We start from the raw sequence: 12,091 nt of genomic DNA on the forward strand, positions 1-12,091 counted from the left end.
CGGCCGCGCGCGCGGCCGGGGGCTCCGTCGTCCCCGCGGGTCCGGACCCGCGGGACCGGCTCACGGGACCTGTCGGCCTACGGGGCCGGGCTGATGGTGCCCTTGACGTCCATGTCGAAGACGCCCTGGGTCTTGCCGTCGACCTTGAGGTGCTTGAGCCAGTGCTTCGAGAGGTTGTGCACGTTCTTGTGCTGCATCTCCCACACCAGCGAATGCCCCGCGCACGCCAGCTTGACCATCAGCTTGTGCTGGCCCGCGACGGCGTCGTAGAGCGCGGGGACCGAGAAGTTGAGTTCCGGGTTCGAGTTGGGCGGCGACGTGTTGACCTGCTTGTCGTACTCCCCGTACGCCATCAGCACGGGCACGCTGCCGCCGAGCACCCCGCCCTGCGCCGCGGTGGCGTTGTTCCATCCCCACCGGACGAAGTTCCGGATCCGGTTGAACCCCGTCGGGGGTCCCCACGTGCTGCCGATCGGGTCGTTCGCCATGATCGCGTCCCAGGCCACGTCGACGATCCCGGGTGCGCGCTGCCCCTCGCAGGGCGCCTCCGCGGACCAGCCCGAGTCGAATCCGGCCTTGCCGCCGATGAAGGTCGGAAAGCCCGGCACCGGCAGCGTGGTCGGCGGGTTCGACGTTCCCAGGGGCGGGAAGATCGGCGCGAGCAGGAACAGGCTCGACACCTTGTCGGGGTTGTTGACCGCGTACGGTCCCATGGTGAACGCGGCGGCGGACCAGCCGATGAAGGCGACCTTGTCCACACCGCACTCGGCGCGGATGAACTCCACGACGGTGTTCAGTTCGTCCCGGTCGCTGTTCGAGTTGGTCAGCTGGAACGGATAGGTCGGCGGGCCCGGCGTGAATCCCGGCGGCCTCGGCGTCAGCAGGGGCTGCTGGGCCGGGTTGACGTTGTGGGGGTCGTCCATCTTGGGGCGCGGGGAGCGACCCGACCCCTGGAGATCCATCATGAAGACGTCGTAGCCGGCTTTCGCCAGCGCCTCGGCCCAGCTGTACGACTCGTGCTGGAGGTCGAAGCCGGCCAGCACCGGGACGCTCCGGCCGTGGAGCATGAGGACCGGAACGCGCGGCCCGGTGTCGGACGTGTTGCGCCGCTCCCGTACGAAGAGCTCGACCGGCAGGCCGGCGTTCGCGGGGACGGTGGACGTGTGGGGGACTGCGTGGTCGGTGGTGACGATCGCCATAGGAGTCCTTTCCATGGGCGGGGCCGGAGCCTCGTGCCCCGGGCCGGTGCCAGACTCCGCCCGCCGACGGGCGTCCGCGCCGCGACACGGCCGCCGCGCTGGGCCCATCGGGTTGCGGGACCGTCCGAACAGACGGGCGTACGCGGGGGGCGTGCGGTCGGCCCGGTGGCATCCTCGGGGTGTGACCTTCACCGCTTGGGGCCCAGGGGCTGGGCAGCTTGGTTACCCACAAGTAGCATGGGTGGAGCAAGCGCACGCTTAGGCGTGTGCCGCAGCAGTGCCATCCCGCACCCTGGAGGAGAGCCATCGTGCCTCGTACCGTCAGGGACGTCGTCTTCGTCGACGGCGTCCGCACCCCGTTCGGCAAGGCGGGCCCGAAGGGCATCTACCACGAGACCCGCGCCGACGACCTCGTCGTCAAGGCCATCCGGGAGCTGCTGCGCCGCAACCCCGGCCTCGACCCCGCGAAGATCGACGAGGTCGCCATCGCCGCGACCACGCAGATCGGTGACCAGGGTCTGACCCTCGGCCGCACGGCGGGCATCCTCGCCGGGCTGCCGCAGTCGGTGCCGGGCTACTCCATCGACCGCATGTGCGCCGGTGCCCTCACCGCCGTGACCAGCGTCGCCGGTTCGATCGCCTTCGGCGCGTACGACGCCGTCATCGCCGGTGGCGTCGAGCACATGGGCCGCCACCCCATGGGCGAGGGCGTCGACCCGAACCCGCGGTTCGTCAGCGAGAAGCTGGTCGACGAGTCCGCCCTGTTCATGGGCATGACCGCCGAGAACCTGCACGACCGCTACCCGAGCATCACCAAGCAGCGCGCCGACGAGTACGCCGTGCGCTCGCAGGAGAAGGCCGCCAAGGCGTACGCCGACGGCAAGATCCAGCAGGACCTGGTGCCGATCTCGGTGCGCCGCACCGACGCTTCCACCGGCGAGACCGGCTGGGGCCTGGTCACCGCCGACGAGCCGATGCGCCCGGGCACCACCCTGGAGTCGCTGGCCAACCTGAAGACGCCGTTCCGCGTCCACGGCAACGTCACCGCGGGCAACGCGGCCGGCCTGAACGACGGCGCCACCGCCTCGATCATCGCCTCCGAGGACTTCGCCCGCGAGCACGACCTCCCGGTGAAGATGCGCCTCGTCTCGTACGCCTTCGCCGGCGTCGAGCCCGAGGTCATGGGCTACGGCCCGATCCCGGCGACCGAGAAGGCCCTCGCCAAGGCCGGTCTGTCGATCGAGGACATCGACCTCTTCGAGATCAACGAGGCCTTCGCGGTCCAGGTCCTCGCGTTCCTGGAGCACTACGGCATCGCCGACGACGACGCCCGCGTCAACCAGTACGGCGGCGCCATCGCCTACGGTCACCCGCTGGCCTCCTCCGGCGTCCGGCTCATGACGCAGCTGGCCCGCCAGTTCGAGGAGAACCCGCAGGTCCGCTACGGCCTCAACACGATGTGCGTCGGCTTCGGCATGGGCGCCACGGTCATCTGGGAAAACCCCCACTGGGAGGGCAAGTGAGCACCACCGCCGAGCTTCTGAAGGGCGCCGCGGAGCTCTTCCCCGACGAGGTCGTCACCAGCGCCCACGTACGGCACTTCGAACTGCCCGCGGGTGCGGGCCGGTTCGCCCTGATCACGCTGGACAACGGCTTCGACCACACCAAGCCGACCACCTTCGGCCCGCAGTCGCTCGCCAACCTGAACGCGGCGATCGACCAGGTCGAGGCCGAGGCCGCGAACGGTGAGATCACCGGCGTCGGCCTCACCGGCAAGCCGTTCATCTTCGCCGTCGGCGCCGACCTCAAGGGCGTCGAGCTGCTGAAGAAGCACGACGAGGCGCTCGCCATCGGCAAGGGCGGCCACGACGTCTTCAAGCGTCTGTCCGCGCTCGCCGTGCCGACCTTCGCGTACTACAACGGCGCGGCCATGGGCGGCGGCGTCGAGGTCGGTCTGCACTGCACCTACCGCACCGTGTCGAAGGCCCTGCCGGCCTTCTCGCTGCCCGAGGTCTTCCTCGGCCTGGTGCCCGGCTGGGGCGGCTGCGCCATCCTGCCGAACCTGATCGGCGCGGAGAAGGCCGTCTCGGTCATCATCGAGAACTCGCTGAACCAGAACCGCCAGCTCAAGGGCAAGCAGGTCTTCGAGCTCGGCATCGCCGACGCGCTGTTCGAGGGCGCGGACTTCCTGGAGCAGTCGCTGATCTGGACGGCCTCCGTCCTGAACGGCTCCGTGACCGTCGAGCGCCCCGAGGTCGACCGCGGCGAGGCCTGGGACCAGGCCGTCGCCAAGGGCCGCCTCGTCGCCGACTCCAAGGTGCACGGCGCCGCCCCGGCCGCCTACCGCGCCCTCGACATCATCGAGGCCGCCAAGGACGGGGACCTGCAGAAGGGCTTCGACGCCGAGGACCAGGCCCTCGCGGACCTGATCATGGGCGGCGAGCTCCGCTCCGGCATCTACGCCTTCAACCTGGTGCAGAAGCGCGGCAAGCGCCCCGCCGGCGCGCCGGACAAGTCGCTGGCCCGCCCGGTCACCAAGGTCGGTGTCGTCGGCGCCGGTCTGATGGCCTCCCAGCTCGCCCTGCTCTTCCTGCGCCGCCTGGAGGTGCCGGTCGTCCTGACCGACATCGACCAGGAGCGCGTCGACAAGGGCGTGGGCTACGTCCACGCCGAGATCGAGAAGCTGCTCGGCAAGGGCCGCATCAACCAGGACAAGGCCAACCGCCTCAAGGGCCTGGTCTCCGGCGTCCTGGACAAGGCCGCGGGCTTCGCGGACGCGGACTTCATCATCGAGGCCGTGTTCGAGGAGATGTCCGTCAAGCAGAAGGTGTTCGCGGAGGTCGAGGCGGTCGCCCCGGCGCACGCGATCCTCGCCACCAACACCTCCTCGCTGTCCGTCTCGGAGATGGCCTCCCAGCTCCGGCACCCGGAGCGCGTGGTCGGCTTCCACTTCTTCAACCCGGTCGCGATCCTCCCGCTCCTGGAGATCGTCCGCGGCGAGAAGACGGACGACGCCTCGCTGGCCACCGCGTTCGGTGTCGCCAAGAAGCTGAAGAAGACCGCGGTCCTCACCAAGGACGCCCCGGCGTTCGTCGTGAACCGCATCCTGACCCGCTTCATGGGCGAGATCCAGAACGTCATCGACGAGGGCACCTCGGTCGAGACGGCCGAGAAGGCCATCGAGCCGCTCGGTCTGCCGATGTCCCCGCTGGTGCTCCTGGAGCTCGTGGGCCCGGCCATCGGCCTGCACGTCTCCGAGACCCTGAACCGCTCCTTCCCGGAGCGCTTCACCGTCTCGCCGAACCTCAAGCGCGTCGTCGAGGCCGGCAAGCGCGGCTTCTACGTCTACAACGCCGAGAACGGCTTCAAGCCGGAGCTCGACCCGGAGGTCGCCGCCCTCCTCGTCCAGGGCGACTCCGTCCTGACCGAGGAGCAGGTCCGCGACCGCGTCCTGGACGCGGTGGCGCAGGAGATCGGCCTGATGCTGGAGGAGGGTGTCGTCGCCGAGGCGCAGGACATCGACCTCTGCCTGATCACCGGCGCGGGCTGGCCCTTCCACCTGGGCGGCATCACGCCGTACCTGGACCGCGAGGGCGTCTCCGAGCGCGTCAACGGCAAGCGTTTCCTCGCCCAGGGCGTGGCGAGCGTCCCGGCGTAACACCTCAGGACGTACGCGTACGGCCCCGGCACCTTCTCCAGGTGCCGGGGCCGTTCCCGTTCGTTCGGGGGGGGGTGGTCACCCTATGGAGCGCCAGCCCTCCAGGTGCAGCCCCGCCGCCTCCTTCTGGCGGGTGGCGATCGGCGCACCGCCGCCGGCCAGGGCCATCGCGACCAGGCGTCCGTCGGCGCCGCGGGTGAGGACGGTGTCGAGGGAGGCCTGCGGGTCCCCGTGCTCCGACCAGGTGAGCGCCTCGGGTTCGCGCTCGCTCGGGTAGGAGGCGACGGCGAGCCGGCCGCCGGCGGACTGCCGGGCGAGGACCGTGGTCTCGACGCCGTCGACGAGGCAGGTGGCGGCGGCGAGCCGGCCGGTGCCGACCGCCTCGCCGATGACCGTCGGCTCCAGGTCGCGCCCGGCCGACCAGGCACGGACCTGGCCGGCCCGGTCGACGTAGAACAGCGTCGCGTGGCCGGAGGGGCCGGTGACCGCCGCGAGGGTGCCGAAGGTGACGTCGGCGGGCAGGACGTCCTTGCGGACGGGGCGGCCGCCGGACTCCTCCTGGACGTAGCGGAGCAGGCCCTTGTCGGTCGCCGTGAGGAGCTCGACGCGCCCCTCGCCGTTGCGGACGGCGACCGGGGAGGGGTCGGTGCCCCAGCCGTGCAGGTCCCACCAGGGGTGCCAGCCGCCGGCGTCCTTCTGGGCCCGCACGCTGAGTCCGCCGCCCCCGTTGCGGACGAAGGCGTACGCGCGGCCCTGGGCGTCCACGGCGACGGCCGGGTTGCCCGTCCAGGGCCCCTTGCCGTTCGAGTGCCCGATCGGGCGCCAGGGGGCCGCCGGGCGGCCCGTCTGGAACTGGACGCAGTGCACCAGCTCGACGTGCCCCTCGCCGCCGGCGGTGGGCCGCAGGCCGACGAGGTGGACGTAGCGGTCCGGTCCCTGGCCGACCGCGAGGAACGGGGTCAGTCCGTCGCCGCCGAGCGAGACGGGGCCGCTCCAGCGGCCACCGGGCTCCTCGGTCCAGCGCACCACTTCCCCGTCCCGGGGCAGATAGGCGCTGAACCGCCCCTCCTCCCCCCTGGTCAGCCAGGAGCCCTGGAGCAGGGGGGCGGTGGAGGCGCCGTGGGAACGGGCTGCGGGGACCTGGGATCGATTCGCCATGAGGGGATCCAGCACTCCGGTCGTCGGAAGGAGTTCGGGGGTACGAGCCGACTGTAGTCGCCCTCCCGAACGCCCCCTTCCGCGCCTTCGGTGTCTTCCGCTCAGTACATCGCGTCCTTGCCCATGCGTCCGAGCCGGCTGTGACTGCGCCCGTACAGGAAGTACACGACGAAGCCGATCAGCATCCACACGGCGAACCGGAACCAGGTCTCGCCCGGCAGGTTGAGCATCAGCCAGAACGAGGCCGCGATGGAGATGATCGGCAGCACCGGCACCCACGGGGTGCGGAAGGCGCGCGGGAGGTCGGGGCGGGTGCGGCGGAGCACCATGACGCCGACGGCGACCACGACGAAGGCGAAGAGCGTGCCGATGTTCACCAGGGTCGCGAGCTCGTTGATGCTGGTGAAGCCGGCGACGATCGCGATGATCCCGCCGAGCAGGATCGTCGGCCGGTACGGCGTCCTGAAGCGCGGGTGCGTGACGGAGAAGAAGCGGGGCAGCAGTCCGTCGCGGCTCATCGCGAAGAAGACGCGGGTCTGGCCGAGGAGCAGGATCAGACAGACCGTGGTGAGGCCGACGGCGGCGCCGAAGCTGATCACGCCCGCGTAGAAGGGATGCCCGGCCGCCTTGAAGGCGTCGGCGAGCGGGGCGCTCACCGAGAGCTCGGTGTAGTGCTGCATGCCGGTGACGACGAGGGCCACGGCCACGTAGAGCACGGTGCAGATGAGGAGCGAGCCGAGGATGCCCCGGGGCATGTCCCGCTGCGGCAGCTTGGTCTCCTCGGCGGCCGTGGCGACGACGTCGAAGCCGATGAAGGCGAAGAAGACGACCGAGGCGGCGGTGAAGATGCCCATGACGCCGAAGTTCGTCGGCTCGTAGCCGAAGATCAGCTGGACGAGCGGCGAGTTCCAGTTGTCGCCGCCGCCCTCCGGGGTCACGGCCGGCGGGATGAACGGCTTGTAGTTGTCGCCGACGATGAAGAACAGGCCGGCGACGATCACGATCATGACGACGGTGACCTTGATCGCCACGACGACCGCGGTGATCCGGGCGGACAGCTTCATGCCCAGGACGAGGACCACGGTCAGCACGAGGACGAGCAGGAACGCCAGGATGTCGAAGGTGCCGCCGCTCGCGTCGGGGCCTTCCAGCGCGGCGGGTAGGTGCCAGCCGATGTTGTCCATCAGCGAGCGCACGTAGCCGGACCAGCCGACGGCGACCACCGCCGTGCCCAGGGCGAACTCCAGGACGAGGTCCCAGCCGATGATCCAGGCCGGCAGCTCGCCGATGGAGGCGTACGCGAAGGTGTACGCGGATCCCGCCACCGGCACCGTCGAGGCGAACTCGGCGTAGCAGAGGGCGGCGAGGGCGCACACGATGCCGGCCGCGACGAAGGCGAGCGCGGTGGCCGGGCCCGCGTTCTCCTTGGCGACCTTGCCCGTGAGCACGAAGATGCCGGTGCCGATGATGACGCCGACGCCGAAGACGGTCAGGTCCCAGGCGGACAGGGATTTCCGGAGCGCGTGCTCCGGCTCCTCCGTGTCGCGGATGGACTGCTCGACCGACTTGGTCCGGAACACGCCGCTGTTCGCGCGTGGCTGCTGGTCCGTACTCACCGTCGTACCTCCTGCCATGGGGCTGCCCGCCCTGTGGTCAGAATGCACGCGAAAGGGCCGGTCGGCACTCCGAAGAGTGATCCGACCGGCCCAAGGGTGACGCGGGGTGACGGCGGACGTCAGTCGCGGGCGGGCTCCACGGCCTGCGCGCTGCTCTCGAACCGTCCGTCGAGCCGGGAGACCAGACCGGTGACCTGGCGGGCGATGTCCGGGGCGGTCAGCCCGATCTCGGCCATGACCTCGCCGCGGGAGGCGTGGTCGAGGAAGCGCGGCGGGATGCCGAAGTCACGCAGCGGTACGTCGACGCCGGCGTCGCGCAACGCCTGGGCGACGGCCGAGCCGACGCCGCCGACGCGGCTGTTGTCCTCGACGGTGACGACCACGCGGTGCTGCTCGGCGAGCGGGGCGAGGGCCTCGTCGACGGGCTTGACCCAGCGGGGGTCGACCACCGTGGTGGAGATGCCGTGCCGGTCGAGGAGGTCGGCGATCTCCAGGCACATGGGGGCCAGGGCGCCCACGGAGACCAGGAGGACGTCCGGCCTGTCGCTGCCGGGCTCGCGGAGCACGTCCATGCCGCCGACGCGGCGCAGGGCGGGGACCGCCGGGCCGACCGCGCCCTTGGAGAAGCGGACCACGGTGGGGGCGTCGGTGACCTCGACGGCCTCGCGCAGCTGGGCGCGGACCTGGTCGGCGTCGCGCGGCGCGGCGAGCCGCAGGCCGGGCACGACCTGGAGGATCGACATGTCCCACATGCCGTTGTGGGAGGCGCCGTCGGTGCCGGTGACGCCGGCCCGGTCCAGGACGAAGGTGACGCCGCACTTGTGCAGGGCCACGTCCATCAGGACCTGGTCGAACGCGCGGTTGAGGAAGGTCGCGTAGACCGCGAAGACCGGGTGGAGGCCGCCGGTGGCCAGGCCCGCCGCGGAGACGGCCGCGTGCTGCTCGGCGATGCCGACGTCGAAGACCCGCTCGGGGAAGGCCTTGGCGAACTTGTCGAGGCCGACGGGCTGGAGCATGGCCGCGGTGATGGCGACGATGTCCGCGCGCTCCTTGCCGAGCTGCACCATCTCCTCGCCGAAGACCGAGGTCCAGTCGGCGCCGGAGGAGGCGATGGGCAGGCCGGTGTCGGGGTGGATCTTGCCGACGGCGTGGAAGCGGTCGGCCTCGTCCTGGAGGGCGGGCTGGTAGCCGCGGCCCTTCTCGGTGAGGCAGTGGACGATGACCGGGCCGCCGAAGCGCTTGGCGCGCGTGAGGGCGGACTCCAGGGCCTCGATGTCGTGGCCGTCGATGGGGCCGACGTACTTGAGGCCGAGGTCTTCGAACATGCCCTGCGGGGCGATGAAGTCCTTGAGGCCCTTCTTGGCGCCGTGCAGGGTCTCGTAGAGCGGCTTCCCGACGACCGGGGTGCGCTCCAGGATGTCCTTGCCGCGGGCGAGGAAGCGCTCGTAGCCGTCGGTGGTGCGCAGGGTGGCCAGGTGGTTGGCGAGGCCCCCGATGGTGGGCGCGTAGGAGCGCTCGTTGTCGTTGACGACGATGACGAGCGGGCGGTCCTTGGCGGCGGCGATGTTGTTCAGCGCCTCCCAGGCCATGCCGCCGGTGAGCGCGCCGTCGCCGATGACGGCGACGACGTGGTCGTCCTTCTTCAGGACCTCGTTCGCCTTGGCGAGGCCGTCGGCCCAGCCGAGGACGGTCGAGGCGTGCGAGTTCTCGATCACGTCGTGGTCGGACTCTGCCTGCGACGGGTAGCCGGAGAGGCCGCCCTTCATCTTGAGCTTCGAGAAGTCCTGGCGTCCGGTGAGGAGCTTGTGGACGTAGCTCTGGTGGCCGGTGTCCCAGAGGACCCGGTCCTTCGGGGAGTCGAACACCCGGTGCAGGGCGATGGTCAGCTCGACCACGCCGAGGTTGGGGCCGAGGTGCCCGCCGGTCTTGGAGACGGCGTCCACGAGGAACGTCCTGATCTCGTCGGCCAGCTGGTCCAGCTGTTCCGGGGAGAGCCGGTCCAGATCTCGCGGTCCCCTGATACGGGTCAGCAGAGCCACCCGTGCCTCCTTGCGTTTGAGCTGGTCGAGCTTGCCGATTTGTCGAGTCTAATGTTCCGTCTTGGATCGTGGGCATCGGGCCGGGGGGTCAGGCGTCACCCTCACGGCCGACATCCCGCTGATCTGTACGGCTCCGTGCGCGTCCGGGCACTGCTCCGGACGCAGCAGTGCCCGGCGCCGGTTTCGCGGCGCCGGGCGGTGTGGCGAGCGTTACGCGCGCGGGACGGGGTCCCTAGGCGCGTCCCGCCGTCTTCTGCGTCTTGCGGGAGACCGAGTCGATGATGACGGCGATGAGCAGGACCGCGCCGGTGATCATGTACTGGATCGCGTTCGAGGACAGGTTCATCTGGTTGAGGCCCTGGACGATCGACTGGATGACCAGGATGCCCAGGAGCGCCGACCAGACCTTGCCGCGTCCGCCGAACAGGGACGTACCGCCGATGACGGCGGCGGCGATGCACATCATGAGCTGGTTGCCGCCGCCGAGGGAGCGGTCGGCGCCGCCGGTCGCGGAGGCGAGGAACAGACCGCCGATGGCGCCCATGGTGCCGGAGATCATGAACACCGAGATGCGGATCCACGACACGTTGATGCCGGCGCGGCGCGCGGCCTCGATGCCGCCGCCGACCGCGAAGACCTGGCGGCCGTAGGTGGTGCGGCGGAGCACGAAGTCGGTGACGAGCAGGATCAGCAGGAAGATCACCAGGGAGAGCGGGAGGCCCTGCTCCTGGTTGAAGCCGTAGGCGGCGACGAGGACCAGGACCGCGAGGACGGCGGTGCGCAGGACGATCTCGCTCTGCGGGCGGTGCGGCAGCTCGGCGGCCTTGCGGCGGCGGGAGTCGCGCAGCTGGGCCAGGTAGAAGGCGGCGACGACGACCACGGCGAGGCCGTAGGCGGCGGCGACGTCGGCGAAGTAGTACTTGGTGAGGTCGCCGACGAAGCTGCCGATCGGCGTCGGGATGGTGGACTTGTCGCCCATCACCCAGGTCTGCAGACCGGCCCAGCCGAGGAAGCCGGCGAGGGTGACCACGAAGGCGGGCACGCCGATCTTGGCGAAGACCAGGCCGTGGAAGGCGCCGAGGAGGGTGCCGGAGAGGATGCCGAGGAGGATCGCGAGGCCGTCCGGCATGTCCGTGCCGAGGACGCCCCAGACCGAGCCGGCCAGACCCGCCACGGAGCCGACGGCGAGGTCGATCTCGCCGAGCAGCAGGACGAAGACGATGCCGACGGCCATGATGCCGGGGCCGACCGCGTACAGCGTGATCTGGTCGAGGTTGTACGAGGTGATGAAGTTGCCGGTGAGCGCCTGGAAGACGACGCCGATGACGATCAGGCCGATGACGACCGGCAGCGAGCCGATCTCGCCGGAGCGGATCTTGCGCTTGAACTCGTCGACGTATCCCTTGAAGCCCTGCTCGCGGACGAGGAGGCGGGGGTCGACGGCGGGGATCGCGGCGGCGGCCGGGGCCTCGTCGCCGGTGCGGGGGTCGGGCACGGCGGCCTGGTCGCTCGCGGTGGAAGGGGGGTTGCTCACTTCGCTGCCTCCGCGTTGCGGGCCTGACGGCGGGTCACGGCGTTGTCCGTGGCACCGGTGATCGCGGCGATGATCTCTTCGTGCGTGGTGGTGGCGACCGGGAAGGTGCCGTTGTTGCGGCCCAGGCGGAGCACCGCGACGGTGTCGGCGACGGCCTTGACGTCGGCCATGTTGTGGCTGATGAGGATGACGCCGAGGCCCTGCTCGCGCAGCCGCTCGACCAGGTCGAGGACCTGGGCGGTCTGCTCGACGCCGAGGGCGGCGGTCGGCTCGTCCAGGATCACGATCTTGGGGTTGCCGACCAGGGCGCGGGCGATGGCGACGACCTGCCGCTGGCCGCCGGAGAGGGCGGCGACGGGGATGCGGACGCTGGGGATGCGGATGGAGAGCGTGGAGAGGAGGTCCTTGGCCCGCTTCTCCATGGCGACCTCGTCGAGGACGCCGCCCTTCTTGATCTCGCGGCCGAGGAACAGGTTGGCGACGACGTCGAGGTTGTCGCAGAGCGCGAGGTCCTGGTAGACGGTCGCGACACCGAGGTTCTGGGAGTCGTGCGGCCGCTGGATCTCGACCTGCTCGCCCTCCCACTCGATGACGCCCTCGTCGATGGGGTGCACGCCCGCGATGGTCTTGACCAGCGTGGACTTTCCCGCTCCGTTGTCGCCGACGAGCGCGACGACCTCTCCTGCGTGGACTTCGAGATCGACACCGGAGAGGACCTGAACCGCTCCGAACCGCTTGAAGATCCCGCGCAACGCCAGCACGGGCGTCTGGGACACGTGAACCAACTCCTTCGCCGCCCGCGGGCGGCGGCATGTCGCGCCGCCGGTGCAGCGCCGAAGTTTCGAGGGGGGCTGGGCTCGTCCGGCCCCCGGACCGACAGCGGGGTC

8 protein-coding genes are annotated in these 12,091 nt (G+C 70.7%); 2 read left to right on the forward strand and 6 right to left on the reverse strand.

What is annotated here, in order from left to right:
- Positions 1–77 precede the first annotated feature (77 nt).
- Positions 78–1,199, reverse strand: coding sequence for an alpha/beta fold hydrolase (locus tag ACFCY7_RS06525; RefSeq protein WP_376481884.1), 1,122 nt, complete (start codon positions 1,197–1,199; stop codon positions 78–80).
- 308 nt (positions 1,200–1,507) lie between these two features.
- On the opposite strand from ACFCY7_RS06525, the gene ACFCY7_RS06530 reads away from it, so the two are divergent.
- Positions 1,508–2,722: an acetyl-CoA C-acyltransferase gene (locus ACFCY7_RS06530; RefSeq protein ID WP_367821244.1), complete on the forward strand. Its 1,215-nt coding sequence runs from the start codon at positions 1,508–1,510 to the stop codon at positions 2,720–2,722.
- A complete protein-coding gene (locus ACFCY7_RS06535; protein ID WP_376481885.1) occupies positions 2,719–4,857 on the forward strand; it encodes a 3-hydroxyacyl-CoA dehydrogenase NAD-binding domain-containing protein in 2,139 nt (712 codons plus the stop codon). The genes ACFCY7_RS06530 and ACFCY7_RS06535 overlap by 4 nt, the downstream gene beginning before the upstream one ends.
- 78 nt (positions 4,858–4,935) lie before the next feature.
- Here ACFCY7_RS06535 and ACFCY7_RS06540 read toward each other — a convergent pair whose 3' ends face one another.
- The 5 genes from ACFCY7_RS06540 to ACFCY7_RS06560 form a co-directional block, all read right to left on the reverse strand.
- Positions 4,936–6,015 carry a hypothetical protein gene (locus ACFCY7_RS06540; RefSeq protein ID WP_376481886.1) on the reverse strand — a complete coding sequence of 360 codons (1,080 nt, stop codon included), beginning with the start codon at positions 6,013–6,015 and terminating at the stop codon, positions 4,936–4,938.
- A 101-nt stretch (positions 6,016–6,116) separates the two neighbouring features.
- On the reverse strand, positions 6,117–7,631 hold the full coding sequence (locus ACFCY7_RS06545) for an amino acid permease (RefSeq protein ID WP_376481887.1): 1,515 nt from the start codon (positions 7,629–7,631) through the stop codon (positions 6,117–6,119).
- A gap of 119 nt (positions 7,632–7,750) precedes the next feature.
- Entirely contained in the window at positions 7,751–9,670 is a 1,920-nt protein-coding gene (gene dxs, locus ACFCY7_RS06550; RefSeq protein WP_376481888.1) for a 1-deoxy-D-xylulose-5-phosphate synthase, read from the reverse strand.
- A gap of 232 nt (positions 9,671–9,902) precedes the next feature.
- A complete protein-coding gene (locus tag ACFCY7_RS06555) occupies positions 9,903–11,204 on the reverse strand; it encodes a sugar ABC transporter permease (protein WP_376481890.1) in 1,302 nt (433 codons plus the stop codon).
- Complete coding sequence (locus ACFCY7_RS06560) at positions 11,201–11,989, reverse strand: ATP-binding cassette domain-containing protein (protein ID WP_376481891.1); 789 nt, start codon at positions 11,987–11,989, stop codon at positions 11,201–11,203. The genes ACFCY7_RS06555 and ACFCY7_RS06560 overlap by 4 nt, the downstream gene beginning before the upstream one ends.
- Positions 11,990–12,091 lie beyond the last annotated feature (102 nt).

The organism is Streptomyces sp. NPDC056361 (assembly GCF_042262805.1).
Lineage (GTDB): Bacteria > Actinomycetota > Actinomycetes > Streptomycetales > Streptomycetaceae > Streptomyces.